The sequence below is a fragment of the Nocardia sputorum genome, assembly GCF_027924405.1.
Taxonomy (GTDB): domain Bacteria; phylum Actinomycetota; class Actinomycetes; order Mycobacteriales; family Mycobacteriaceae; genus Nocardia; species Nocardia sputorum.
Window position 1 is genome coordinate 4,210,397 of sequence record NZ_AP026978.1, and the last position, 25,843, is coordinate 4,236,239.

Sequence of the window (25,843 nt, forward strand, 5' to 3'; positions counted from 1 at the left end):
TCAGCTGCCCGCCTGGAGCGAGGCCAGCTGCTCGGGCGTCAGCCGGGACTTCAAGTCGTAGAAGATGTCGGCGGCGGTGATCTTGCGGGTGATGACGCCGTTGTCGAAGAAGGTGTTCACCACGTCGGCCAGGGCGGTGGCGTCCGCCTCGTTCGGCAGGTGCGGCACCGTGGCCTCGCCGCCCACCCGGTAGGCGTCGGCGAGTCGCGCGCCCGACAGTGCGCGCGGGCCGGTCTTCTCGAAGACGTTCTCGAAGTCGGTGGGGTCGGCGCGCTGCTTCGCCGTGAGATCCTGCAGCACGTCGAGGTACTTCGCCGCCACGTCCGGGCGCTTTTCGAGCACCTCGGTGCGGAACACGACGACCGTGTTGTCGTTGGAGCCGATGCTCTTCTCGGTGGCGATCTCGACGCCGCCGTTGGCCTTCGCCTCCTGGTAGGGCACCAGGAACGACGCCCAGCCGTCCACCTTGCCGGTGGCGAACGCCGAGGCGGCGTCCTTCTGCTGGAGCGGCACCCGGGTCACCTTGTCGGCCGGGACGCCCGCCTGCGCCAGCGCTTTCAGCAGGATGTACTCGCCCTTGGCGGCGGGATTCACCGCGACGCGCTTACCGGCCAGGTCGGCCACCGAGTGCACGCCCGATTCCGGGGTGACGATGATGCCGCTCTGATCCTTGCCCGCCGGATCCTGCACCGCGACGATCCGCACACCGACGTCCTTGGACAGCGCGCCTACCACGGGGCTGAACGCCGCGCCGGAGACGTCGAGTTCCTTGGTGTTGAACAACTTCAGGTTGGAGCTGAAGCCGGGGGTGATGGTGACCCACTCGATCTTCGCGCCGAGCGGCGCCAGCGCCGCGTCGAAGGTGCCGTCGCGCTTGCCGACCGCCAGCGGACCGGAGTTCCCCGGGTCGGCGACCTTCAGCACGAAGGAGGCGCCCGCGCCGGTGTCGCCGCCGGTGTCCGAACCACACGCGGCGACGAGTGCGACGAGGGGAACGATCGCTAGCGCGATGCGCATGAGGGCTTGCCGCCACATCGTGAGGACTCCTTGTCCGTTGTCGATCAATGCCCTCGGAGAGTAGGGACGGCGGCGCGGCGTCACGAGGTAATGCTTTCCGTAGATCGGAAAGCTTGACATATCGAGTTCGCCGTACTGTGCGACTTCGATGCGCGATCAACAGCCTCCAGCCTTGAAGGACAAAGTCACTGTCCGCATCATTTTCCGCATATTGGAAAGTCCAAACCTTATGGCCCACACCGCTGTGTTACCGTCACAGTCGTGGAACCCTCCGGCGTGCAGACCGTCACCCGCGCCCTGTCGGTCTTGGACTGCTTCCGCGACGGCCGGGAGCGCGGCGTCTCGGAGGTGGCGCGACAGCAGGGTCTCGCGGTCAGCACCACCCACCGGCTGCTGGCCACGCTCGTGCAGGCGGGGTTCCTGGAGAAGAACGCCGAATCCAGCCGGTACAGCATGGGCGGGGCATTGGCGGAGTGGGGGCAGATCGCCTACCGCCAGCACCGGATCTACCTCGCCGAGCCTTGTCTGGAACAGCTCGCGGGCACCACCGGGGCCAGCTGCTCGGTCGCCACCCGCCACGGCATCCACGCCGTCCTGCTCGGCACCAGCCGGTGGCGGGAGACCGACGGGCACGCACTGCAGGGCGTGCGACTGCCGTTGCACGCCAGCGCGCTCGGCAAGGCCCTGCTCGCCTGGTCCGAGACCACCGATGAGCAGCTGCGCGAACTCCCCTACGACGAGGGCACCGAGCGCTCGGTGTCCGGGCCCGGCGAGCTGCGCACCGAACTGGTGATCACGCGCGAGCGCGGATACGCCTACAACGACGAGGAACTCGATCCCGGTTTCCGCACCATCGGCCTGCCCATCCTGGATCCGGCAGGCCGGTGCCGGTTCGCGCTCGGCCTGCGCGGCCCCACGACGCTGATGATCCCCGAACGCGTGCCGTTCTTCGTCGAACTCGCGAAGGTCACCGCGCAGGAGATCGCGGCCAGGTTCGCCGCTGCGGAGTAGCTGTCCGGAAAAGGGACGATCCGGTCGAAAGGCCCCAGGCGCGAATACGCCACCCTATTCTTGACGCGTAATGCACAGGGCGGGTCCTCATTCGGGGGCGACAGCAGCCCACGCCGGTGACGGCCGGCGTTACCGGGGAAGGGAGTCGCATGCCGAACGGTCAGGCGCGGGCGCGCGCCGGGGTCTCCAGCAAGCTCGACACCAGCCTCGCGCACGAAGCGCGGGTCTACGACTACTGGCTCGGCGGCAAGGACAACTACCCCGCCGATCGCGCGCTCGGCGACACCGTCGCCATGCACATCCCCGCCATCCGCGACATGGCCCGCGCCAATCGCGCGTTCCTCGGCCGGGCGGTGCGGCATCTCGCCCGCGACGCGGGCATCGTCCAGTTCCTCGACATCGGCACCGGCCTCCCCGCCGCGGGCAACACGCACGAAGTGGCCCAGCGGATCGATCCGGCCGCGCGCGTGGTCTACGTCGACAACGACCCGCTCGTGCTCGCCCATGCCCGGGCCCTGATGGCGAGCACCCCGCAGGGCAGAATCGACTTCCTCGACGCCGATCTGCGGGATCCGCACGCCATCCTGGACGCGCCGGCACTGGCCGACACCTTCGACCCGCAACAGCCCATCGCGATCCTGCTGGTCGCGGTCATGATGTTCTTCGACGACAGCGAGGATCCGCGAGGTGTCATCGGCCGGCTGCTGGACGCGGCGCCGTCCGGCAGTTATCTGGTGCTCACCCATTTCACGGAAGATTTCGACGCCCGGGCCACGGCGCGCGCGGTGGCCGCCGCCCGGCAGGCCGGGATCGCGTTCCGCGCCCGCAGCCGTGCGGAGACCGAATCCTTCTTCGCCGGAACCGAACTCGTCGAGCCGGGTGTCGTTCCGGTCGACGCTTGGCGTCCGGACGCGGACGCGACCCCGGCCCAGGAACGCTCCGCCTGGTACTGGGCCGGCGTCGGGCGCAAACCCTGAGGGGCGTTTGAGCCGACGTCGTTCGGCAATCACGTTGGGGAACCGGCGGACGGCGAGGTGGTGGACACATGGTCGAAGACGTCGAGAAGCGCTGGCGCGATCCGCGTGGATTCCGCCGCGCGGCGACCTACGTCGCCTCCGTGCTCGCCACCGCCGGGCTGGTCTTCCTGCTGAGCGTGCTGTGGGCCGCGCAGCGGGAGTGCGCGGACGCGGACCGGTTGCTGTGCGACAGCGCCGCGCAGCTCGCCGTGGTGCTCGGTCCGGCGGTGGTGCTGCTGATCGGCGGCATCGGCGCCTTCGTCGAGACCTACGTGCAGTGGCGCCGGGGCCGGACCTGGCCCATCTGGCAGGGCGCAGGCTGGTTCCTGTTCGTCCTGATGGTCATCTACCTGGGCATCGGCGGCGGCGCGGCCGCCGGTTGATCAGTCGGCGACCCGCACGACCACCTTGCCGAAATTGCGGCCCTCCAACATGCCGATGAACGCCTCGGGCGCGGCGGCCAAGCCGGACACGACGTCCTCGAGATAGCGCACCCGACCGTCGGCGACCCACTCCCCCATCTCGCGCAGGAACTCCGGGTAGAGCTCGCGGACGAATTCGGTCTGGATGAAGCCGCGCACGGTGAGGCTCTTGGTCAGGATGCGGCCGTAGAAGGCGGGCAGCCGGTCGGGGCCGTCCGGGGCGCCGGTCGCGTTGTAGTTGGCGATCAGCCCGCAGACGGGCACGCGCGCGTAGGAGTTCAGCAGCGGGAAGACCGCGTCGGCCACCGCGCCGCCGACGTTCTCGAAGTAGACGTCGATGCCGTCGGGAACCGCCGCCGCCAGCTGGTCGGCGAAATCGGGGGCGCGGTGGTCGAGCGCGACGTCGAAGCCGAGTTCGTTCAGATAGGCGACCTTGCGCGGGCCGCCCGCGATGCCCACCGTGCGCGTGCCGCCGATCTTCGCGATCTGGCCGACGGCCGAGCCGACCGGCCCGGTGGCCGCGGCGACCACCAGCGTCTCGCCCGGCTGCGGTTTGCCGATCTTGCGCAGTCCCGCGTAGGCGGTGAAACCGGGCATGCCGAGCACCCCCAGCGCGGTGGAGACCGGAGCATTGCCCGTGTCGAGCTTGCGGACCCCGCGCGCCGGGGTGACGTCATGGGTCTGCCACCCCGAATAGGCCAGGACCACATCGCCTTTCGCGACCGACGGGTCCCGGGATTCGAGCACCTCGGCGACGGTGCCGCCGACCATCACCCCGCCGATCTCCACCGGATCGGCGTAGGACTCGGCCGTGCTCATCCGGCCGCGCATGTACGGGTCCAGCGACAGGTACAGGGTGCGCAACAGCACGTCGCCCTCGGCCGGAGCGGGGAGTTCCGCGGTCTCGGTCCGGAAATTGTCGGGGGTGGGAGCACCCACCGGCCGGGAAGCAAGCACGATTCGCGTCGACTCGACCATGCGCCCACCCTAGCCGCGGGTGCGGGCGCCGGACGCCCGCACCCGCCCGTGTCCGGCGATCACCAGGACGGCGATTTCGGCCCGAGGAACAGGCCGCCGTTCACCTCCAGGGTCTGACCGGTGACCCAGCGTCCGTCCTCGGAGGCGAAGAAGGCCACCGCGTCGGCGATATCCGAGCCGCGGCCGACGCGCTCGAGCGCGGTCATGTCCGCCACACCGGAGATCGCGCCGTCGTTGGTGTGCAGCCAGGAATTCATGTCGGTGTCGGTGATGCCGGGCGAGACCGTGTTCACCGTGATCCCGCGCGGTCCCAGGGTGTTGGCCAGTGATCGGCCGAGCACGTTGAGCGCGCCCTTGGTCATGCCGTAGACGACCTCCGGCGTGGCGAACCAGGTGACGCCGGAGGAGATGTTAACGATGCGTCCGCCGTCGCGCAGCAACGGCAACGCCCGCTGGACGATGAACAACGGCGCCCGCACGTTGACCGCGAACAACCGGTCGAAGTGCTCGGGCGTGGCCTGCTCGACCGTTGCGTCGTAGGCGATGATCGCGGCGTTGTTGACCAGGATGTCCAGCGGCCGGTCACCGAGTCCTGCGGTGAGTTCGCCGAACAGTTGGTCGACGTCCCCGTCGACGCCCAGTTCGGCGCGCACCGGAAACGCCCGGCCGCCCGCGCGCCGGATCGCCGACACCGTGGCTTCCGCCGCCTCCACGTTCGTGCCGTAATGCACGGCGACTTCGGCGCCGTCGGCGGCCAAACGCTCGGCGATGGCCCGGCCTATCCCCCGCGAGGCGCCGGTCACCAGGGCGGTCTTTCCGTTCAAGTCGGTCATTCTGTACTCCCGCATTGTTGTTATGTAACGTTCCCTAACATCGCTGGAGCGCGCTACGGTATTCCCGTGGGATCGAAACGCCGCGCCGCCGCGGACACCAAGGAGCACATCCTCGCCGTCGCGCGGGAGCTGTTCTATCAGCACGGAATCCGCGCGACCGGCGTGGACCGCGTCGCCGCCGAGGCGAACGTCGCACCGCCCACCCTCTACCGCATCTTCGGCTCCAAGGACGATCTGGTCGCCGCGTATCTCGAGCGAGAGGACCACCGGTACCGGGAGTGGTTCCGCGCGGCGGCGGCCGGGAACGGGTCACGCGAGCGCATCCTCGCCCTGTTCGACGCGCTGGCCGAACAGGTGCGCCCCGACTCCTGCCGCGGCTGCCCCTTCCTCATCGCACTCGGGGAATTGCCCGACCACGACGCGCTCGGTCACCGGCGCGCTGTCGCGATGAAGCACTGGGTGCGGGCGCAGCTCGGCGCACTGGCCGATGAGTTCGCGGCCACCGCGCCGATGGATGATCCGCAGGCACTCGCCGACCAGCTGATGCTGGTGATGGAAGGCGTCTACGCGACGACACAGGCGTTCGGCCCGACCGGCCCGGCCGCTCGGGCCCGCTCGCTGGTCGAGGCACTGCTGCCCCGCCAGCCGGCCTGATCCCGCGACACGCTTGCCACGCCCGCGCGCAGGCGACCGCCGGTGGAACTACACGCCGCGGTCGCGCGCGATTCGGCGCCGACCGTCGGCCATTCGTGCCGAGTGACGGAAACCGCTATCCGAGAACACCTTCGCGACGAGCGTACGGAACATCGACTCGAGCGAGCGGGACATTGGCGCGGACGCCGCGGATTCGTAGCGTCGGAACCATGACCTTGGACATCGGCATCATCCTGCCCACTTCGACGCCCGATCCCGCGCAGCCCATCCTGGGTGACGTGCGCGCCGCCGCCCGCCTCGCCGAGCAGAGCGGTCTCGACTCGGTGTGGTCCACCGACCATCTCGTCGCCAGCGCGCCGATCCTGGACAGCACCGTGGTGCTGGCCACCGCCGCCGCCGCGACCGACCGGATCCGCATCGGGTACGGCGTGCTGCTGCTGGCGTTGCGGCCGGTCGCCTTGGCCGCGAAGCAGATCGCCACACTGCAGTACGTCTCCGGCGACCGGCTGATCCTCGGTGTCGGCACCGGCAACCCCGCACACGGGGATGTCGGTTGGCGCGCGGCCGGTGCGTCTTTCGCCGAGCGCGGCCGTCGCACGGACGAGGCGCTGCGCGTACTGCCGGACCTGGTCACCGGGCGGCCCGCCACCCTCGCGGACGGCACCGAGGTCACCCTGGCACCCGGTGCGACCATGCCGCCAGTGCTGGTCGCGGGCGACGGCGAACGGGCGCGGCGCCGTGCCGCCGCCTTCGCCGACGGCTGGGTCGCCATCGGACTCGAGCCGCACCGGATCGGCGCCAGGGTGGACGAATTGGCTTCGCTCGCCGAGGAATACGGACGACCGCCGCTCACCGTGACGGTCGTGGCGCCCGCGCTGGCGGCCGATCCCGGCCAGGCGGCCGAGCAGCTGGCCGCCTACGCCGAGGCCGGCGCGGCGCGCGTCGTCCTCGCCCCATCCGGGCCGCAGTGGGAGGCGGGCTACGAGTTCGCCGCGAAGATCAAGGCGCAGCTCTGATCGCGGTGCTCATCCGCCGCACAACAGTCCCACTCCGAGGCCGAGCAGCACCGCCGCGATCGCCGAATCCAGCACCCGCCAAGCCCGTGGACGGGTGAACAGCGGACCGAGCAGGCGCGCACCGAAGCCGAGAACGGTGAACCAGAGCACGCTGGCCAGCATCGCCCCCGCGCCGAGAAACCAGCGATCCGGGCTCGCATAGGTGCTGGCGAAGGAACCCAGCAACACCACGGTGTCCAGGTAGACGTGCGGATTGAGCCAGGTCAATGCCAGGGAGGTTGCCACCGTCGCGCCGAGCGCCGCGGTTGCCCGCCCCGCTTCGGTGCGCAGCGCCGCGGCGCCGAACGCCCGCCGGACCGCCAGGACCGCGTAGCCGATCAGAAATGCCGCGCCCGCGTAGCGGGCCACCACGAGCACCGCGGGAGCCGACTCGACAACCACGCCGAAGCCGCCGACCCCGGCCGCGATCAGCACGATGTCGGACACCGCGCACACCGCCACGACCGCGGGCACATGCCTGCCGCTGATCCCTTGACGCAGCACGAACGCGTTCTGCGCGCCGATCGCCACGATCAGCGACAAACCGAAGCCCAAACCCGAGGCGGCGGCCAGCGCCGCGGAGGAAACGCTCACGTCCAGCGACGCTAAGGGCGCGGATCATACCCAGGCAAGCTAAAGATTCTTAAGTATCATTAGAGTTTCTTGATATGGATCTGCAACTCGACCAGCTTCGCGCACTCGACGCCGTGATCACCGAGGGCACTTTCGACGCCGCGGCGCGGCGCTTGAGCGTGACGGCGTCGGCGGTCAGCCAGCGCATCAAGGCGCTGGAAGACGCCGCGGGCCGGATCCTCGTGCAACGTACGAAGCCGGTGCGCGCCACCGAATCCGGGCTGGCCGTGCTCCGTTTGGCCAGGCAGATCCAGCTGCTGTCGGGGGACGCCGCGCGCGAACTCGGCGGCGAGGCCGCCTACGGTCCGATCCGGGTGCCGATCGCGGTCAACGCCGACTCGCTGGAGACGTGGGTGCTGCCCGCTCTCGGCCGCGCGCCGCGCGGCGTGTGCTTCGAGATCCACCGCGAGGACGAGGAACACACCACGCGCCTGCTGCGCGACGGCACCGTGATGGCGGCGATCACCTCGACCGCGCAACCGGTGCAGGGCTGCAAGGTCGAGCGGCTCGGCGCGATCCGCTACCGGCCGATGGCCAGTCCGGAGTTCGCCGCCACCTGGTTCGCCGACGGCGCGACCGCGAAAGCCTACGCCGCCGCTCCGGTCGTGCTGTTCGACCGCAAGGACGACCTACAGGATCGCCTGTTGCGCAGACGCAGTCGGAAACCGCTGGATCCGCCGCGCCATTACGTACCGTCCTCCACGGGATTCGCCGAGGCGGTCCGGCTGGGGCTCGGCTGGGGCATGCTGCCCGACCTACAGACCCGCGAGGACCAAGCGACCGGCCGTTTGGTCTGCATCGATCCCCGCGCCGTCATCGACGTCCCGCTGTACTGGCAGCAGTGGCGGCTGGACTCCCCCGCCCTCGGCGCCGTCGCCGCCACCATCGCGGCCGAGGCGGCGGACGTGCTGCGCTGAACACGAGGCGCCTTGCGCCGCAGCACATTCCGGTTCGTGACTCCGCCGGGCCAGTGGTGTGAGCACCCTGACCCGGCGGCGCCGTATCCGAGAAGGTGCGACCGTGGGCACGGTAGCACCGCCTGTTTGTTCGGAGCATCGAGCGAGTTGGATGGGCCACTCTCCGCAACCCGTCTCACGCGGCGCATCCGACGCGGCGATTCGCTGCCGCGCGTTGCCGAACGATTCGGCTCCGAGACTGCGAAGGCGCGGTGCAGTCCCGCGAAGATGCTTCGGCCCATACCGACCCGTGCGCCGACGATGGCCCCGGGCGCTGTCCGCGGACAGCGCATCGCACGACATCAGGACATCCGGGTACCTCGTATCCCTCCGCATCGGGACGAGGGGAGGTAATTTGATCTTCGCAGGCCGACCACAGCTTCAGCTCCATCCCGCACCCACCCGAGATGCACAGGAGTTCACTTTGGCACGGCACCGTCGCCCGAACCGCTCGCGCACCCGCGGGGCATTCGCCATCGCGGCCGCACTCGGCACCCTGCTCACCGGCATCGGACCCGATGCGGCCGCACGCCCGATCGGCCCCTACGACGTCGGCGGGCAGATCGAAGCCGAGTACGACCAGGCCGGTGGACCGGGGTTCTTCGGCGACCCCGTCACGCCCGAGTCCCCCGCCGCCCGCGGTGGCCGCTACCAAGCGTTCGAGCGCGGCTCCTCCATCTACTGGCACCCCGACACCGGCGCCCACCAAGTCGGCGGCGCGATCCGCGACAAATGGGGCGACCTCGGTTACGAGGGCGGCGCACTCGGCTACCCCGTGGCGCGGGAAGGGGCGACACCGTCGAAACCGGGCAGCTACAGCGTCTTCCAGAACGGTTCGATCTACTGGTCCGTCGGCACCGCCGCGCATCAGATCAGTGGCGTGATCCGCGACAAGTGGGGCTCCTACGGCTGGGAGAGCAGCCCGCTGGGGTTCCCCATCACCGACGAATCGGCGGGCCGCGCGGGCAACGGGCGTTACAACCTCTTCGGCGGCGGAGCCATCTACTGGTCTTCGCGCACCGGCGCCCACGTCGTCTGGGGCTCCATCCGGGAGTCCTGGGAAGCCGCGGCGGGCGAAGCCGGACGCTACGGCTATCCCACCAGCGACGAATACGACTTCGAGAACGGCAAAGCCCAGGACTTCGAGGGGGGCCGCATCACCTGGTCCCCGTAGCCGGACCACCGATCGCCGCCGCACGCGCTGCACCCGAATCGACCGACACCGTGAACTTTCGGCAATCCGGATATCGTCGCGGTGTGTGACGGCTCCGCCGGCGACCCCAACTCGCGTTGGGGCCGCCGCGGCCGAACCAGCCTGTGCCCGAGTCGATCCTCAGACCCCGACCTCGACAGGGATCCTGCCACATCACAGCCGCCCCGTCGCATCGGTGATCGTCCATCGGTACGTACATGCGCGTGTGCATGTGCATTGGCGCCACCGGTCGTGAAAACCTCGAAAATCGAGGTGACCGAGCGCCAGTTGGTAACAAATGCGCATCGGCCACTGCTCTGCGATATAGAACTGTTACCTAATGGGCCGTGCGTTTTGCCGAGTTATTCGTGCTGCCAACGACTTTCACGACTCGCAAAGCAGATTCGATTCGCAGGCTTCGAGCCGGACCTCGATCGAGCCGGCCGTCCGGTTCCCGCCCGCTCCGCGGCAGGTCCGCCCCCGCAGCGGGCGACACCGCCGATACGGTGGCGTGCCACCTGTTCGGCAAACTCTTCGCACGGAAAGATGGGCACGCCCGTCGAGTACGGGCACCGCACTTCGCCGCCCGGACGCGTCCTATTCTCCCGGGTGCATCTCGGTGAGTAGATCGTGCAGGAAATCCACGCTGTCGGCCGGCGACAGCGCCTCCACGCTGAGCCGGTTCATGACCGACATGTACAGCTCGACATCGCGCTGCTTGTCGAAGTACAGCGAGCTGGCGAGCTGTTCGGTGTAGACGATGTCGGGCAGCTCGGGTTCCGGGAAACGAAGGATGCTGAACGGGCCGCCCGCGGCGGAGTGCCCGCCCGCCGCGTACGGCAGGACTTGGATCCTGATGCTGGGCCGGTCGGCCATCGCCGCCAGATGCTCGATCTGCTCGCGCAGGACCACCATCCCGCCGACCGGTCTGCGCAGCGCGTTCTCATCGATGACCGCCCACAGCGTAGGAGCGGCGGCACGGTAGAGGATCCGCTGGCGGCGCATCCGGATGGCGACGCGGCGTTCGGTCTCGTCGGTGTTGCCCAGCTGGATCACCGCGCGCGCGTAATCGGCGGTCTGCAGCAGACCAGGGACGAACTGCGCCTCGTAGGTGCGGATGGTGGTGGCCGCCTGCTCGAGACCGATGTAGGTCTCGAACCATGCCGGAAGCAGATCGCTGTAGTGCTGCCACCAGCCCGGGTCGTTGGCCCGGCGAGCCAATTCGAAGTACGTTTCCCGTTCAGCGGGGTCGACAACGCTATAGAGATTCAGCAGGTCGTGCAGATCGCGTTCCTTGAACCCGGTCCGGCCCAGTTCCAACCGGCTGATCTTGGCGTGCGATCCCCGAATGGCGTCGCCCGCGGCCTCCCTGCTGATCCCGCAGCCCTCGCGCAGCTGACGCAACCGGCTGCCCAGCGCGATCCGCAGGACGGTCGGACCGCGTTCCGCCGCAGGGAATTCCGCGTTGTCGCCACTGTCCTCGTCGTTGGTCATGCCTGCCTCCGGCCGATCGGGGGTGAGACCGCGGGGCCCAGTGCCTCCACCATCACAGCTGTCTGAAACGTCGGCTGAAGATCCTACTCGGCCGTACCTCGACACCGGCCCCGACGCGGACGCGTGCCGCGAATCGCGCGCGCAAGTATGGATTCGCAAGAGCGCCAACGCAATATCTCGACCGCATTCCCGAGCGCGGCCGGGCGGCTGTGCGTAGAGTCGCCCCCGACGGTGGCCATGCGGAGGAGGAGCGCCATGACGTCGGCAGAGGCATCGACCCGACTAGCGGGTGTGGATCCGGACGTACCCAGCATCGCACGCGTGTACGACTATGCCCTCGGCGGGACGGACTGGTTCGAGTCCGACCGGCAGGTGTACCAGCACCTGAAGAAGGCGGTGCCGCATCAGGACGACGTCGGCGCCGCAAACCGGCGCTGGCTCGAGCGCGCGGTCCGGTACGTCACCCGGTCGGCGGGCGTCGACCAGGTCCTCGATCTGGGCAGCGGCCTGCCCACGCGGAAGAACACCCACGAGATCGCCCAGGAACTCGGCGCCGAGGTCGCGGTGGTGTACGTGGACAACGACCCGGTGTGCGTCGCACGCGGACGGGAACTGCTCGAAGCCAACGAACGCACCCACTTCCTCGACCTGGACCTCACCCGGCCCGCCGAGGTGCTGGACGACCCCGCCGTCAACCACTATCTCGATCTGACCCGGCCGGTGTTGCTGATGCAGTGCGGCACCTTGCATCACGTCGACGACGAGCAGGACCCCGCGGGCATCATGCGGCGGTACATCGACCGGCTCGCGCCGGGGTCCTACGTGATGATCAGCCACTTCTACGATCCGGCCGACGAGAACGAACACCTGCACGCGCTGGCCAGACTGGCCGAGCGGGCACTGCACGACGAGGGCCTCGGCACCGGGCGGTGGCGCACCCGCGCGGAGATCCAATCGTTCTTCGACGGGCTGGACATGGTTCCACCGGGATTGGTCGAGCTGCACGAATGGTGGCCCGGCGGCCCCGCGCTGCGCACGCCGTGGCCCGACGAACGTCTCATCCTCGGCGGCGTCGGCCGCAAAGCATGAGACCTCTTCCACCACGGAGCCCGACATGACCTCGAACGAAGTGCAGATCACCGATCAGGACATCCGAGACGCCCGTGATCCCCCCGTGAACACCGCCCGGTCCCCATGCTCGGCCCTGGCCGAGCACACCCGCGCTGGATCCACGAAAACAGCACTGGCCGAACGCATCCGCACGGATTGCTCGCCGATTCGGCGGTCTCTAGGCTGGTGAGCCAGGCGACGGAAACTAGAGAGAGGTCTCCATGTCCGATCCCGCTCCCCAGACCGGTGTCCGCGCGCCGGTAGGCGTGGACACGACACGCGCGAGCATCGCCCGAGTCTACGACGCCACCCTCGGTGGCAAGGACAATTACGAGGTCGATCGCTACGTGCGCGACAAGGTCGCCGAAGTCGCGCCGCGGCAGAGTGATGTGGCCCGGATGAATCGCCGCTGGCTGCATCGCGTGGTGCGCTACCTGGCCGGTACCGCCGGCATCGACCAGTTCCTCGATATCGGCGCCGGACTGCCGACCGTCGGCAACACCCACGAGATCGCGCAACAGCAGAATCCCCACGCGCGCGTGGTGTACGTCGACAACGACCCGGTGTGCAACATCCACGGCCGCGTCCTGCTCGAGCGCAACGCGTACACGCATTTCGTGCCCGCGGACCTGACCGAGCCCGACACTCTGCTGGCTCACTCGGAGGTCACCCCGCACCTCGATCTCACCCGCCCGCTGGCGCTGATCCTGTGCGGCATCCTGCACCACGTCGACGACGACCTCGATCCGGCCGGGATCATGCGCCGGTACATCGATGCGCTCCCGGCCGGGTCCTACGTCGCGATCACGCATTTCTACGATCCCGCCGACGGCGGCGAGGCGCACGAGATGGCCATCGAGCTGCAACGGCGTTTCACCGAGATGGGTCTGGGTTCGGGCTGGTACCGCACTCGCGAGCAGATCGCCTCGTACTTCGGTGATCTGGACCTGATCGAGCCGGGGCTGGTCGAACTCGACGACTGGTGGCCGATGGGGCCCGCGCTCCGTCCGCGGCTGACCGAGGAGCGCCTGCTGCTCGGCGGCGTCGGCTACAAGTCCGGATCGTCGAACGGCGTCGTGACCCCCCTGCGCCGCCGGGCGACCGAGCCCGGCCTCCCGGAATCCGCCGTGCGCGACACGGCTGAAAGGTGACTCCCGCGATGACCTACGACGACCTGAACGGCCCCGATCTGCGCGCAGATCGGTGGCGCTTCCTGGAAGTCCCGCTCGGCCCGGACCAGACCTGGCGCTACGCCGACCCGGCCGCCCGCACCGAGGTCGGCGAGGGCGCCGTGTCGGTCCGGATCGACGCCTTCACCCGGTCGCACGCCGAGGTCCAGATCCTGGACAACCCGAAGCATCTGCTGGTGTCGACCGAGACGTTCGATCTCACCGGTGGGCCACGGACTTTCGCGGTGGAGATGGCGGCGGAGAACATCGGCGCCACCGGCGAGGACTACCGGGACGGCTTCGCCGCGTTCAACGTCCTCGACATGAGCAGCGCGCAGGTCTTCGACCTGATCGCGACGAGTAAGCACGCGTACGCGATCCACGAACGGTTGTTCGTGCCGGGCGTCGTCCCCGCGGCGGAGGCGTTCACGCACGTGGTGCACGCGCCGCTGGCCGGGGTGGGCATCAAGCCGGGCGAGTTCCACCGTTACAGCGTCACCATCGACCGGGCCGCGGGCACCGCGGGCTGGTACGTCGACGACGCACCGGTATACACCACCAGTGCGCCACAACTGCCGGAGACGGTGCAGATCGGTTTCGGCATCATCACCCTGCATCCGATCGAAGACGGGCGCAGCACGTCGCTGCGCGGGCAGGGCCTGCACGCGGCGTGGCGCAACTTCACCGTGGTGTGACCGAGCGCGGCGAAAGCCGTCGAAAACACCGATGCCCAGCCGCATTCGGCTGGGCATCCGGTTCGTTCACCGCCCGCGGGCGGCCGGTTCGCGCCGGTCAGACGCTCTCCTTGCGCGGCCACTCGACGCTGCGCGAGCGCGCGTACTCGTCCGGCGCGGCGTCATCTCCGTCCATGCCGTACTCGTAGTCGTACTCGTCCAACTCGGTACGACGGCGCGGATCCCACACCATCGCCACGGCCGACAGGGCCAGCAGTGCGATGACAATGGCCGCGATGACTACATAGAGCAACGACTTCCACCCTCCTGAAGGAAAAAACCGAACAGCACACAGCCGTGCCGGATACTCAACGCGCACAGCTTCTTTCACGCCGCAGGCATAGTACGGCGCGGCACTGGAAATCGGACATCCCGGCGCGGGTTACCGACGGGTCGGCATCGGATCCGGCCCCGGCGGCAGCGCCGACCGATTCGACGGAAACTCCCCCGCGAACCCTCAGCGTCGCATAGGCTCAGCACCGTCCCGGTGGCTCCGGGACTTCCAGCGCGGCACCGGCATGCCCAAGCCGACCGCGATCGCTGGTGGTAGCGGTGGGGTTCACCCGATTCGATGAACCTCGCCGTCCCCCATTTCCGGTGAAATCGTAGGGACATTCGCGCGGAATCACCCGCATCCGGCATCCTTCGAGCTACCGTCTTCGGTCATGGACGACATCGAACTGCAGCCACCGACCGTCGCCTCCGCCAAGCAGACCGGACTGGTCCTGGACATCGCCGCGCTCGACATCCACAACCCGCTCGCCCAGCCGGGCGAGATCACCTACCCGTACGTTCGCTGCACCGACCATCGGATCCTGCGGCTACCCGAGCCGTTGCACCGATGGGCCACCGAAACCATCGCGCTCAATCACAGCAAGCACGCCACCGGCGCCCTGCCGCTGTTCCCCGGGCAGGTCGAATTCGGCATCCTCGACGGCACCATGTACGCCGAAGTGCTCTGATCCGGATCCGCGACGAAAGCCCGGTCGACCCGGCCGGGCTCACCCGCGTTGTGGTGCCTCGCCGCCCCGGACGGATGCGAGGCCGCCGCGCCGCATCGCCAGTTCGTCGCCGGCATCGCCGAGGAGCGGCAGAGTCGCGGTATCGGACCGGCGGCGCCTGCCGCGACAGAGGCACCGTCACCGACGTGATCGGGTATGGGGATGATGCGCCTCCCAGCCCGGCGATCACGGCACGAAGCCCCTGGTGACTGCGTGGACCCGGTACGCCTGTGGCGCGGGTTGCGGGCACACGACACACTGGAGCCCGTGAATCGCATGTCAACCCGACGACGCCGCCGCGGATCGGACGGCCTGCCGTGACCGACCTCGCCCGCGGTGAGAACCGCCCCGCGCCCGGCGATCGGCTGACGGTGACCGTCACCTGCTCGGCTCCCGTCGACGTATCGGCGCTGTTGCTGAACGCGGCGGGGCGGGTGCGCTCCGACGCCGACTTCGTCTTCTTCAATCAACCGGTCGCCCCCGGCGTCACCTACCGGCACGGCCAGGGCGCGGGCGATGTGGTGGACATCCAGACCACGGCGCTGCCGGGCGACGTGGACCGCGTCGTCGTCACCGCGAGCCTGGACGGCAACGGCCCGCCCACCTTCGCGGCCGCGGGTTCGCTGCGCGCGACCATCGCCGCATCCTCCGGCACGCTGGCCTTCCCGATGACGGGCCTGAGCACCGAGACCGCCGTGGTGTGCGTGGAGATCTACCGTCGCGGCGGCGGATGGAAGGTGCGTGCGGTCGGTCAGGGGTACGACAACGGACTGGCCGGCATCGCAACGGCTTTCGGCGTGAACATCGATGACGAGCCGTCCCCGCCGCCCGCTCCGGCTCCGCCACCGGCACATCAACCGCCTCCGGCGTACCCACCAGCTCCCCCGCCGGCACATCAACCACCCCAGGCGTACCCATCGGCTCCGCCACCGGCGTACCAGTCCGCGCCCCCGCCTTCCTACCCACCGCAACCGGCCTATTCCGCGCAGCCCGCCGCGGTGCCGCCACCACCGATGCCCTCACCTCAGCAAGGAGCACTGCCGATGCAGAGCGATCTGTTCGCCCCCAGCCACGCCGAAGTCACCGGCGCGGGCATCCAGAAGCAGGGCGGCAAGATGATCAAGGTGGCCGTCAGCGGCGAGGTCATGGCCCGCGCCGGATCGATGGTCGCCTACCAGGGCGATCTGCATTTCCAGGCGCTCGGTGCGGGCGGGATCGGCCGGGCGATCCAGCAGCGGTTGACCGGCGAGGGCGTGCCGCTGATGAAGGTGTCCGGGCACGGCGACCTGTTCGTCGCCAACGGCGCCGCCGACGTGCACACGATCGACTTGGACGGCACCGACGGCCTCACCATCAACGGCGCCAACGTACTGGCCTTCGATTCCACCTTGCGTTACGACATCCGGATGGTGCAGGGAGCCGCCGGCTTCGCCAGCAACGCCGGATTGTTCAACTGCGTCTTCACCGGCCGCGGCCGCATCGCCATCACCACGCACGGCACGCCGGTGGTACTCAATGTCGACCAGCCCACCTATGCCGACCCGCAGGCGGCGGTCGCGTGGTCGTCGAGCCTGCAGACCGGCATCAAGCGCAACGATTCGTTCGGACTCGGCCGGCTGATGGGCCGCAGCACCGGCGAGGGCATGACGCTGTCGTTCTCCGGACGCGGTTTCGTCATCGTGCAGCCGTCGGAGCTGCCGCCCGGCGGGTTCGTCGGAGGCACCGGCGGCGGACAGGAAGCCGGCCAGAGCGGTGGCGTGCTGGGCGGTTTGTTCGGGTGAGGTGACGGCGACCGGCGCGGTCACGCCTGGAGCGAGACGAGTTCCACGACGGTGATGTCCGACGGTGCGCCCACCCGCACCGGCGGACCCCACGCCCCGGCCCCCCGGGAGACGTACAACTGGGTGTCGCCGTACCGCTCCAACCCGGCGACGGTCGGATTCGCCAGGCCCGCAAGGTAATTGCCGGGCCAGAGCTGGCCGCCGTGGGTGTGGCCGGACAGCTGCAGGTCGACGCCGTGCGCGACCGCGTCATCGATCAGCACGGGCTGGTGCGCCAGCAGCACGGCGGCGCGGGCGCGGTCGCGGTCACCGAGCGCCTTGCCGAAGTCCGGGCCCTGCCCGGTTCGTTCGCCCTGCACGTCGTTGACGCCCGCGAGATCGAATCCGGGCAGTTCGGTGCGCGCGTTCGCGAGTAGGTGCATGCCGAGTTCCTGGACGTGCTGCACCCACTGCTCGGCGCCGGAGAAGTACTCGTGGTTGCCGGTCACGAAGAACGCGCCGTAGCGGGCGCGCAGCCCGGCCAGCGGCTCGACGGCCGAGCGGAGATGCTCCACGCTGCCGTCCACCAGATCACCGACGACCGCGATGAGGTCTGGCCCGGTGTCGTTGACGGTCGCCACCACGCGCTCCGCGAAACCGCGTCCCAGGATCGGGCCGAGATGCACGTCGCTGACCACCGCGATACGGAATCCGTCGGCCCCGCGCGGCAGCTTCGCCAGCGGCACCGCGACGCGCTTGACACTGGGTCCGTTCAGGACTCCGTGAGCGCCGACGCCGACGGTAGTCGCCGCGGCGGCGACAGCCGCGCCGCCGATCACCCGCGAGACGAAGACGCGACGCGGTAGCCGAGCGGGCGAGGACGCGGCCGTATCCGGCGAGCTCTCGGGTGTGAACCCGGTCCCCGCCCGGGACTCCGCCGCGGAACCGCCTCCCGCCGGCGACTCCGGCCCGGACCTGTCTCCTCTGGGGGCCTCCTGCACGCCCTCGCTTTCGACGGCAGGCTCCGCCCCGGAACCGCTTCCCACGCGAGACTCCTGGACGACAGCACTTTCGAGGGCAGACTCCGAGGGGAAACCGATATCCGCACGAGAGTCCGGCTGCCGTACCGCTCGGCCCCGAACCGACCTGCGCAGCGCCAGGATCCGGATCGGCTCGCCGATCGCCAGCGCCAGCAGGAGGTACACGAACAGCGCGCCCCACAGATAGCCGGGCCAGGCGATGATCCGGACCACCGCGAACGGCGCCGACGCCAGCTCCGCCACCGTCGTCCCCAACAGCAGCAACGGACCCGCCAGCATGGTGGCGGTGCCGACCCGTCGCGCGCGTGTTCCCGCCGCGGTCGTGTCCCGCACGAGTCGCCGCCAGACATACCAGTGGGCGCCGACCACCGTGAGCACGACGACTCCCACGAGAACGAGCACGGCGACACCGATCAAAACAATTTTCACGACCACGCGGCACTCTCTGTGAACATTCGGCTTGCGCCGCATCAACTTACGTCACGGCGCAGGCCGCGCACGGGATACGGACTTCCCGCGGCCGGTTATTCCGTCCGTTCCAGCACGCCGCGCAGAAACGCGGCTTGACCCGCGTGCTGCAGATCGTCGGAGATCACGCTGACCAGCCGCACACCCAGCGTCACCGGTGGGTCCCATCGGGTGTCGACGACGCGGTCCAGGTCGCCGTCCCGCAGTGCCCGGACGAAGCGCAGCGTCTGGTCGTGCACCGCGTCGTAGTACCCCGCGAGCAACTCGGCCGAGGCCTGGACGACCGCCACATCGGCGGGGCGGTCACCGTAACCGGTCGCCCCTTTGTCGAGCGGCAGGCCGAAGCGCTCGTACCAGCCCTGCGCGGTCCAGACCTGCTCGAGGCCGGCCACATCCGCGATGTGATCGTCCTGCACGCGGGTCAAGTGCCAGATCAGCCAGGCGATCGAGTTGGCGCCCGGATCGACCCGGTGGGCGAGGGCGTCCTCCCCCAGCCCGTCGACGGCTTCGTGCACCACCTCCTTGATCCGCTCGTAGGCGTCGGTCAGCACATCGGCACTGGTAGCCATCGGTCGACTCCTTTTCGAATGGTCCGCTGCCCAGACGCTACCGAGCACGCCTGCCCGGCACGAGCGGCGACGTGCCGACCGGAGAAATCTCGCACGATCGAACCACATTGAATGTGCCGTTATTCAACGGTACGATATGCATCGGTGAGATTGGTCGATGGCCATCGAATCGGTCACCGACCGGACGAAGACGTACCGAAGTGAGGAAGTACCGATGATGCACGACGCCGACACCGGCCGCGCCCGGCAGGCGGTTGTCCGCCTGGCGATGATCGCCGCACTCGCACTGACGCCCGTCGCCGCGGTCGCCGCGCCCGCGGTCGCCGCTCCTGCGGTGGCCCAGCAGCCTGCCGTCACTCAGACGAGCCAGGCAGAGGAGATCCACGGCGGCTGGCACCGCCACGGCGGGTGGGGCCGCCACGGTTACGGCGGCTGGGGCGGCTACGGCGGCTGGGGCGGCTACGGCTACTGGGGTAGTCCGTTCGGCTACTGGGGCGGCCCGTTCGGCGCCTGGCCGGGCATCGCCTGGCTGCTGCCCGGCACCGGAAGCGCGTTCTGACCAGAAAGGTTCTCGCACAGTCCGCCAGGTGATCTCCGGCTCCGCGCGATCGTTCCGGCACGCGATCGCGGTTGCGCCCACACGCGGGGCGATCCCGGAATCACCTGGCTTCTGGCGGGTTCCGGTACCGAGGTAGGAACCGGAACCGACCCCCGTCACGAGTGCCGCAACCCCACAGCGGTCGCTGATCACCTTCCCGCGCAAAGCGACCCCCAGCAGGAGAGCCGAGCGCCCTCCGCCCGAATCGAGCCGGGGCGCTCTCAGCGTCCCCACAGCGCTGGTCTATCGAAGACGCGCCGATTCGTACCGCCGTCCTGGCAATTTGGATAATTCCGTGCGCACTGCCGGTCTAATTCCGGGATCAGCTAACGCAATTCAGCACACATTCCGCAATCCGCTGGAATCGGACAACGAAACTACCGCTGCGAGTGCGCAATTCAGCCATGTCCGCAGCGCTATTTTCCGTGAAATTCGCAGAACGATTGCTTCGAGAAAGCGCTGCGGCCAGAATGGGTGGGGCCGACAACCGGCATCTTGGGGATCCGTCGGCACTCGTGGCCGACACGACTAAGTGGGGAAATACGATGAGAGTCAACAGATTCGCCGCAACCGCCCTGCTCGCGGTCGGGGCCACCGGAATAGCGACGGGCGTCGCGCACGCCCAGCCCGCGGCACCCGCGCAGGTCAGCGTGCACGGCGTCGAGCAGGGACTCGGTTTCACCTCGGCTCCCGCCGCCGACGGCACCGGGGTGGTCACCACCCTGGACGCGGGCAGCTTCGCGTTGACGACCGACGCGACGGCGGTCGAGCTGCGCAACGAAGCGGGACAGGTCGTCGCGACCCTGCCCCTGGCGTTCCAGGCCTCCGGCGCGGCGCACGGGCTGGCGCCGGCCATCTCCGATTCCGGACGCACCCTCACGGTGACGCCGGTGGGCTCGCCCGCCGCGACCGAGCGCCTGAACCAGTTCGTCGGCGAGGACGACACGCTCGCGCGCAAGCAGTACAACGCCGGTATCGGCGCGCTCATCGGCGCGGGGATCGGCGCCGTGATCGGCTTCTTCCTCGGCGGGGTCGGCGCGCTGGTCACCATTCCGATCGGCGCGGGCATCGGGGCGCTGATCGGGTTCTCCACGCCGTAATCGGCCGGGGCGGTGTGCGGCCGCCGCGAGACGACCGCACACCGCTCGCCGGTCGCACGGCCGTTGCTTCCGGGCAGGTACACGCTTCCTACGCCTCGCGGCCGCGACGGACGCGGCGATCCGACCGTCTTCGGCCGATTCGTCCAGGCCCGTAGCGCGCACGCCGAAACGGAATGCCCGGCCGTGCGCTGGGGCATGATGAGAGGGCACGAAGACGATCGGAGCGAAGACACAGGATCCGCGAGATGGCACAGCGTAGTTCCCTCTCGCAGCGACGCGCTGCACTGGAACAAGAGTGGTCCCGATGGATACCCGCCGGGACACCGCAGGGTGATTCCGCGCTGCGCAGCGAGGTGGCGCAATCGTGGCTGCGGTCGCTGCGCACCGTCGACCCGGCCTGCGAGCACGCGCCTCTCGCCGAAGCCGACGTGGCCGCCCGCTGGGCCGAATCCCCCTTGCGCACCCCGGTTTCAGAGCTGACCGATCAATTGCGCGACATCACCGAAGGCGCGGGCTACGTCGCGGCGATCACCGACGAGACCGGCACCATCCTGTGGTCGCACGGCGGTCCGGTCATGCGGCGCCGCGCCGAACAGGTGAACTTCGCGCCGGGCGGCCGCTGGGACGAGGCGCACATGGGCACCAACGCGCTGTCGCTGGCGTTGCGCACCGAACGGCCGCACACCGTGTTCTCCGCCGAACACTTGGTCGCGGCTCTGCACGGCTGGGTCTGTTACTGCGCCCCGATCCGCGCCGCGAACGGCCGCCAACTGGGCGTGCTCGACCTGTCCACCACCTGGGACCGCGCGCACCCGCTGGCCATGTCCACCGCACGCACGCTGGTCACCGCCATCGAAACCAAGCTGCAGCACCGCATGACCGCGCCGGGAGTCCGGCTGACCTGCCTCGGCGCCGCCCGCCTCGTCCGCGACGGCGCGCCCGTGCGGCTGCGCCCCAGACAACTCGAGATCCTGACGCTGCTGGCACTCGAGCCCGAGGGATTCACCCACGAACGCCTGCATTTCGCGGTGTACGGCGACCGGCCGGTCGGCGCGAGCACGCTCAAATCGGAGATGTCCTACCTGCGGCGCGCCACCGGCGGCGACATCACCAGCCGGGTCTATCAGCTGGTGAGCCCGCTGTCCTGCGACGCCGTGGACGTGCTCGCGGCGCTCGAAGCGGGCGACACCGCCACGGCCGTCGAGTTGTATCGCGGGCCACTGCTGCCGGACTCGGATACGCCGGGGATCGTGCAATGGCGCGAGTATCTGGAGGTCGGCGTGCGCACCGCGGTGCTGGCCGGCGGGAACGTCGAGCACGCGCTGCGCTACGGCGAGCGTGCGCCGCACGACGTCGAGGTGCACGAACACGCGCTGGGCCTGCTCCCCGCGGGCGACGGTCGGCGTGCGCTCGCGGCCGCGCGGCTGCACGCCGCGCTGCGTGACTGAGCGCGCGCGCCTCAACGTTTCGTCAACCCTCGCCCGGCATAGTGACCCGCATCACGGCCGTCGCGCCGTGTGCATCAGGTCCGCAACCAGCGAGGAGTCACCCGCCATGAGCTACGCGAAGCCGGGAACCGAGGGCAGCGTCGTCGAATTCGCCACGCGCTACGACAACTTCATCGGCGGTGCGTGGACCGCCCCGGTCGAAGGCCGCTATTTCGAGAATCCCTCCCCGGTGGACGGCCAGACCTTCTGCGAGGTGGCGCGGTCCTCCGCCGCCGACATCGAGCTGGCCTTGGACGCCGCGCACCGGGCGGCCGACGCGTGGGGCGCCACATCGACCACCGAGCGCGCCAACATCCTCAACAAGATCGCCGACCGGATCGAGGACAACCTCGAGGCACTGGCGGTGGCCGAGACCTGGGAGAACGGCAAGCCGGTCCGCGAGACGCTGGCCGCCGACCTGCCGCTGGCCGTCGATCACTTCCGCTATTTCGCCGGGGCGGTCCGCGCCCAGGAAGGCGGCATCAGCGAGATCGATGCCGACACCATCGCCTATCACTTCCACGAACCACTCGGCGTCGTCGGGCAGATCATCCCCTGGAACTTCCCGATCCTGATGGCCGCATGGAAGCTCGCGCCCGCCCTCGCCGCGGGAAACGCGGTGGTGCTCAAGCCCGCCGAGCAGACCCCGGCCTCGATCCTGAAGGTCGTCGAACTCATCGCCGATCTGCTGCCCGCGGGTGTGCTCAACGTGGTCAACGGCTTCGGCGTCGAGGCGGGCAAGCCGCTGGCGGCCAGCCCGCGCGTGGCCAAGGTCGCCTTCACCGGCGAGACCACCACCGGCAGGCTGATCATGCAGTACGCCAGCGAGAACATCATCCCGGTGACGCTCGAGCTGGGCGGCAAGAGCCCGAACATCTTCCTGCCCGACGTGATGGCCGCCGACGACGCCTTCCTCGACAAGGCGGTGGAGGGCTTCGTGATGTTCGCGCTCAACCAGGGCGAGGTGTGCACCTGTCCGTCCCGCGCGTTGATCCATTCCTCCATCTACGACGAGTTCATCGCCCGGTGCGTCGAACGGACCAAAGCCATCCGCAGCGGCAACCCGCTCGACGAGGCCACCATGATCGGCGCGCAGGCCAGCAACGACCAGTTCGAGAAAATCCTGTCCTACATCGATATCGGCCGCCAGGAAGGCGCCGAGGTGCTCACCGGCGGCGGCCCGCGCAAGGTCGACGAGTTCCCCGGCGGCTTCTACGTCGAGCCGACGATCTTCTCCGGCCGCAACGACATGCGCATCTTCCAGGAGGAGATCTTCGGACCGGTGGTGTCGGTGACCACGTTCGACTCCGTCGACGAGGCGCTGAAGATCGCCAACGACACCCTCTACGGGCTCGGCGCCGGCGTGTGGACCCGCGACATCAACGCCGCCTATCGCCTGGGCCGCCAGATCAAGGCGGGGCGGGTGTGGACCAACTGCTACCACGCCTACCCCGCGCACGCGGCCTTCGGCGGCTACAAGAAGTCCGGCATCGGACGCGAGAACCACCGCATGATGCTCGACCACTACCAGCAGACGAAGAACCTGCTCGTCAGCTACTCGCCGGACAAGCTCGGATTCTTCTGATGCCGGATCCGGTCCAGCGCGTCGAGTTCACCGGGCCCGCGGAAGAACTGCTGCGCAGGCTGATCGAACAGCACGGTCCGGTCATGTTCCATCAGTCCGGTGGCTGCTGCGACGGCAGCTCGCCGATGTGTTATCCGCGCGGCGAATTCCGGGTGGGCGCCTCGGACGTGCTGCTGGGGCATCCCGCGGCGGACACGCCGTTCTGGATGAGCGCCGACCAATACGAGTACTGGCGCCACACCCACCTCACCGTCGACGTGGTGCCGGGCCGGGGCAGCGGATTCTCTCTGGAAGCGCCCGAAGGAGTGCGGTTCCTGATCCGGTCGCGACTGCTCACCGACCAGGAACTCGCCGTCCTCGATGCCGAACCGCCACCCACGGGGGCGGAGCTGTCCCACTGACCCGGAGCATGGGCTGCGCACCGGAGCACCGGTGCGCAGCCCTTTCCCGATTCGGTGACGAAAAAAATTCCATGCGGGAATAGCTGCGCGGCGGATACGGTCGTTCGAGGTGGTTAGACAGGCGAACGAGAGGGGCCGCGGTGGCGACCGAGACTGTGCCGGCGTCCGTTGGATTCCGCTCCGAGCGCGGCGCCATCCTCGGCTCGCTGATGCTGGCCACCGCGCTGGTCGCGCTCGATTCGACGGTCATCGCCACGGCGGTGCTCACCATCACCGGCAGTCTCGGCGGCTTCGCGCAGTTCCCCTGGCTGTTCTCCATCTATCTGCTGGCGCAGGCGGTGACGGTGCCGATCTACGGCAAGCTCGCCGACACCGTGGGGCGCAAACCCGTGATCCTATTCGGAATCGCGATGTTCGCGCTGGGTTCGCTGCTGTGCGGCGTGGCGACCAACATGCTCGGCTTGATCATCTTCCGCGCCGTGCAGGGCATCGGCGCGGGAGCGATCCAGCCGATGACGATGACGATCGCGGGCGACTTGTACACGCTGTCGGAGCGTGCCAGGGTCCAGGGCTATCTGGCCAGCGTGTGGGCCATGTCGAGTGTGGCGGGCCCGCTGCTGGGCGGCCTGTTCGCCGAGTACGTCAGCTGGCGCTGGATCTTCCTGATCAATCTTCCGCTCGCCGCGCTGGCCGGCTGGATGCTGGTGCGCCATTTCACCGAGAGCGCGCCCCGGCGCAGGCAGCGCGTCGACTACCTGGGCGCGGCCCTGCTGACGGTCGGCGCGGGCGCGTTGATCCTCGGGCTGCTCGAAGGCGGCCAGGCGTGGGCCTGGTCCTCGCCGGTGAGCATCGGCATCTTCGCGGGCGGCGTCGTCCTGCTCGTGCTGTTCGGCCTGGTGGAACGCCGGGTACGGAATCCGATCCTGCCGCTGTGGGTGTTCGGCCGGCGCGTGGTGATCGCCAGCAGCCTGGTGTCGGTCCTGATCGGCGCGGTCGTGCTGGGCGCGACCTCCTACGTGCCGACCTTTACCCAGGGTGTACTCGGCACCGGCGCGCTCGTCGCGGGCCTGACGGTCGGCGCGCTGACGCTGGGCTGGCCGCTGGCCGCCTCCCAAGCCGGAAAGGTGTATCTGCGGTTCGGTTTTCGCGCGACGGCTCTGCTCGGTAGCGGTCTGGCGACGGCCGGCGCCGCGAGCACCCTGCTGATCACGCAGCACTCGGCGCTGTGGCAGATCGCCGCGTCCTGCTTCGTGATCGGCACCGGCATGGGCCTGGTCGCCACACCGACCCTGATCGCCGCGCAGACCAGCGCCGAATGGTCCGAGCGGGGTGTGGTCACCTCGGCCAATATGTTCGCGCGCTCGATCGGCAGCGCGGTGGGCGTCGCGGTGTTCGGCGCGATCGTCAACGCACGGGTCGGGCACACCGATCACCCGTTGCCCACCACCCTGGCCTCGGCGGTGCATCTGGTCTTCGTCGCCATCGCCGCGATGGCCGCGGCCATGGTCGTCGCCGCGGCCATGATGCCGCGGCGGGCGGCCACCGACTGACCCTCCTGCC

Annotated in this window: 26 protein-coding genes; 18 read left to right on the plus strand and 8 right to left on the minus strand. The window is 69.3% G+C overall.

The annotated features are described in order from the left end of the window. Window positions 1-1,035 (minus strand): NrtA/SsuA/CpmA family ABC transporter substrate-binding protein, encoded by a 1,035-nt coding sequence (locus QMG86_RS18940; protein WP_281873722.1) that lies wholly within the window; start codon window positions 1,033-1,035, stop codon window positions 1-3. Between the two features lie 243 nt (window positions 1,036-1,278). Here QMG86_RS18940 and QMG86_RS18945 point away from each other — a divergent pair, with 243 nt between their 5' ends. The 3 genes from QMG86_RS18945 to QMG86_RS18955 all read left to right on the plus strand — a co-directional run bounded on the left by QMG86_RS18945 (window position 1,279) and on the right by QMG86_RS18955 (window position 3,427). After that, entirely contained in the window at window positions 1,279-2,028 is a 750-nt protein-coding gene (locus QMG86_RS18945) for an IclR family transcriptional regulator (protein WP_281873723.1), read from the plus strand. Window positions 2,029-2,177: 149 nt separating this feature from the next. Beyond that, on the plus strand, window positions 2,178-3,005 hold the full coding sequence (locus QMG86_RS18950) for an SAM-dependent methyltransferase (protein ID WP_281873724.1): 828 nt from the start codon (window positions 2,178-2,180) through the stop codon (window positions 3,003-3,005). 68 nt (window positions 3,006-3,073) lie between these two features. Next, on the plus strand, window positions 3,074-3,427 hold the full coding sequence (locus tag QMG86_RS18955) for a hypothetical protein (protein WP_281873725.1): 354 nt from the start codon (window positions 3,074-3,076) through the stop codon (window positions 3,425-3,427). Here QMG86_RS18955 and curA read toward each other — a convergent pair whose 3' ends face one another. Beyond that, complete coding sequence (gene curA / locus QMG86_RS18960; RefSeq protein WP_281873726.1) at window positions 3,428-4,444, minus strand: NADPH-dependent curcumin/dihydrocurcumin reductase; 1,017 nt, start codon at window positions 4,442-4,444, stop codon at window positions 3,428-3,430. Between the two features lie 59 nt (window positions 4,445-4,503). After that, the gene (locus QMG86_RS18965) at window positions 4,504-5,277 is read right to left on the minus strand and encodes an SDR family NAD(P)-dependent oxidoreductase (RefSeq protein WP_281873727.1); all 774 of its coding nucleotides are present in this window, start codon (window positions 5,275-5,277) and stop codon (window positions 4,504-4,506) included. Window positions 5,278-5,343: 66 nt separating this feature from the next. Here QMG86_RS18965 and QMG86_RS18970 point away from each other — a divergent pair, with 66 nt between their 5' ends. Next, window positions 5,344-5,931 (plus strand): TetR/AcrR family transcriptional regulator, encoded by a 588-nt coding sequence (locus tag QMG86_RS18970; protein WP_281873728.1) that lies wholly within the window; start codon window positions 5,344-5,346, stop codon window positions 5,929-5,931. A gap of 209 nt (window positions 5,932-6,140) precedes the next feature. Then, entirely contained in the window at window positions 6,141-6,947 is an 807-nt protein-coding gene (locus QMG86_RS18975) for an LLM class flavin-dependent oxidoreductase (RefSeq protein ID WP_281873729.1), read from the plus strand. Window positions 6,948-6,956: 9 nt separating this feature from the next. On the opposite strand, the gene QMG86_RS18980 is transcribed toward QMG86_RS18975, so the two are convergent. After that, window positions 6,957-7,580, minus strand: a complete 624-nt coding sequence (locus QMG86_RS18980) for a LysE/ArgO family amino acid transporter (protein ID WP_281873730.1) — start codon at window positions 7,578-7,580, stop codon at window positions 6,957-6,959. A 74-nt stretch (window positions 7,581-7,654) separates the two neighbouring features. On the opposite strand from QMG86_RS18980, the gene QMG86_RS18985 reads away from it, so the two are divergent. Continuing rightward, on the plus strand, window positions 7,655-8,536 hold the full coding sequence (locus QMG86_RS18985) for a LysR family transcriptional regulator ArgP (protein WP_281873731.1): 882 nt from the start codon (window positions 7,655-7,657) through the stop codon (window positions 8,534-8,536). Window positions 8,537-8,999: 463 nt separating this feature from the next. Further along, window positions 9,000-9,749: an LGFP repeat-containing protein gene (locus QMG86_RS18990; protein WP_281873732.1), complete on the plus strand. Its 750-nt coding sequence runs from the start codon at window positions 9,000-9,002 to the stop codon at window positions 9,747-9,749. A 615-nt stretch (window positions 9,750-10,364) separates the two neighbouring features. Here QMG86_RS18990 and QMG86_RS18995 read toward each other — a convergent pair. After that, window positions 10,365-11,261 (minus strand): Sco1979 family transcriptional regulator, encoded by an 897-nt coding sequence (locus tag QMG86_RS18995; protein ID WP_281873733.1) that lies wholly within the window; start codon window positions 11,259-11,261, stop codon window positions 10,365-10,367. Window positions 11,262-11,516: 255 nt separating this feature from the next. Between QMG86_RS18995 and QMG86_RS19000 the strand changes: the two genes are divergently transcribed. The 3 genes from QMG86_RS19000 (at window position 11,517) to QMG86_RS19010 (ending at window position 14,235) form a co-directional block, all read left to right on the plus strand. Continuing rightward, on the plus strand, window positions 11,517-12,350 hold the full coding sequence (locus QMG86_RS19000; protein ID WP_281873734.1) for an SAM-dependent methyltransferase: 834 nt from the start codon (window positions 11,517-11,519) through the stop codon (window positions 12,348-12,350). A 242-nt stretch (window positions 12,351-12,592) separates the two neighbouring features. After that, complete coding sequence (locus tag QMG86_RS19005; protein WP_281873735.1) at window positions 12,593-13,522, plus strand: SAM-dependent methyltransferase; 930 nt, start codon at window positions 12,593-12,595, stop codon at window positions 13,520-13,522. 8 nt (window positions 13,523-13,530) lie between these two features. Beyond that, a complete protein-coding gene (locus QMG86_RS19010; RefSeq protein WP_281873736.1) occupies window positions 13,531-14,235 on the plus strand; it encodes a DUF6081 family protein in 705 nt (234 codons plus the stop codon). A gap of 97 nt (window positions 14,236-14,332) precedes the next feature. On the opposite strand, the gene QMG86_RS19015 is transcribed toward QMG86_RS19010, so the two are convergent. After that, complete coding sequence (locus QMG86_RS19015; RefSeq protein WP_281873737.1) at window positions 14,333-14,527, minus strand: hypothetical protein; 195 nt, start codon at window positions 14,525-14,527, stop codon at window positions 14,333-14,335. A gap of 412 nt (window positions 14,528-14,939) precedes the next feature. Here QMG86_RS19015 and QMG86_RS19020 point away from each other — a divergent pair, with 412 nt between their 5' ends. Together QMG86_RS19020 and QMG86_RS19025 are read left to right on the plus strand one after the other, a co-directional pair. Continuing rightward, complete coding sequence (locus QMG86_RS19020; RefSeq protein WP_281873738.1) at window positions 14,940-15,236, plus strand: hypothetical protein; 297 nt, start codon at window positions 14,940-14,942, stop codon at window positions 15,234-15,236. 356 nt (window positions 15,237-15,592) lie between these two features. Further along, entirely contained in the window at window positions 15,593-17,056 is a 1,464-nt protein-coding gene (locus tag QMG86_RS19025; protein ID WP_281873739.1) for an AIM24 family protein, read from the plus strand. Between the two features lie 20 nt (window positions 17,057-17,076). Here the strand turns inward: QMG86_RS19025 and QMG86_RS19030 are convergent, their stop codons facing one another. Together QMG86_RS19030 and QMG86_RS19035 are read right to left on the minus strand one after the other, a co-directional pair. Continuing rightward, on the minus strand, window positions 17,077-18,510 hold the full coding sequence (locus tag QMG86_RS19030) for a metallophosphoesterase (RefSeq protein ID WP_281873740.1): 1,434 nt from the start codon (window positions 18,508-18,510) through the stop codon (window positions 17,077-17,079). An 89-nt stretch (window positions 18,511-18,599) separates the two neighbouring features. Further along, on the minus strand, window positions 18,600-19,112 hold the full coding sequence (locus QMG86_RS19035; RefSeq protein ID WP_281873741.1) for a mycothiol transferase: 513 nt from the start codon (window positions 19,110-19,112) through the stop codon (window positions 18,600-18,602). 214 nt (window positions 19,113-19,326) lie between these two features. Between QMG86_RS19035 and QMG86_RS19040 the strand changes: the two genes are divergently transcribed. From QMG86_RS19040 to QMG86_RS19065, 6 genes are all read left to right on the plus strand, one after another. Next, complete coding sequence (locus tag QMG86_RS19040) at window positions 19,327-19,671, plus strand: hypothetical protein (RefSeq protein WP_281873742.1); 345 nt, start codon at window positions 19,327-19,329, stop codon at window positions 19,669-19,671. A gap of 584 nt (window positions 19,672-20,255) precedes the next feature. Next, window positions 20,256-20,810, plus strand: a complete 555-nt coding sequence (locus tag QMG86_RS19045) for a DUF8020 domain-containing protein (RefSeq protein WP_281873743.1) — start codon at window positions 20,256-20,258, stop codon at window positions 20,808-20,810. A gap of 245 nt (window positions 20,811-21,055) precedes the next feature. Beyond that, complete coding sequence (locus QMG86_RS19050; protein WP_281873744.1) at window positions 21,056-22,258, plus strand: helix-turn-helix domain-containing protein; 1,203 nt, start codon at window positions 21,056-21,058, stop codon at window positions 22,256-22,258. A 106-nt stretch (window positions 22,259-22,364) separates the two neighbouring features. Beyond that, entirely contained in the window at window positions 22,365-23,882 is a 1,518-nt protein-coding gene (exaC, locus tag QMG86_RS19055; protein ID WP_281873745.1) for an acetaldehyde dehydrogenase ExaC, read from the plus strand. Continuing rightward, window positions 23,882-24,283 (plus strand): DUF779 domain-containing protein, encoded by a 402-nt coding sequence (locus QMG86_RS19060; RefSeq protein WP_281873746.1) that lies wholly within the window; start codon window positions 23,882-23,884, stop codon window positions 24,281-24,283. The genes exaC and QMG86_RS19060 overlap by 1 nt, the downstream gene beginning before the upstream one ends. 140 nt (window positions 24,284-24,423) lie before the next feature. Beyond that, complete coding sequence (locus QMG86_RS19065; RefSeq protein ID WP_281873747.1) at window positions 24,424-25,833, plus strand: MDR family MFS transporter; 1,410 nt, start codon at window positions 24,424-24,426, stop codon at window positions 25,831-25,833. Window positions 25,834-25,843: the final 10 nt, after the last annotated feature.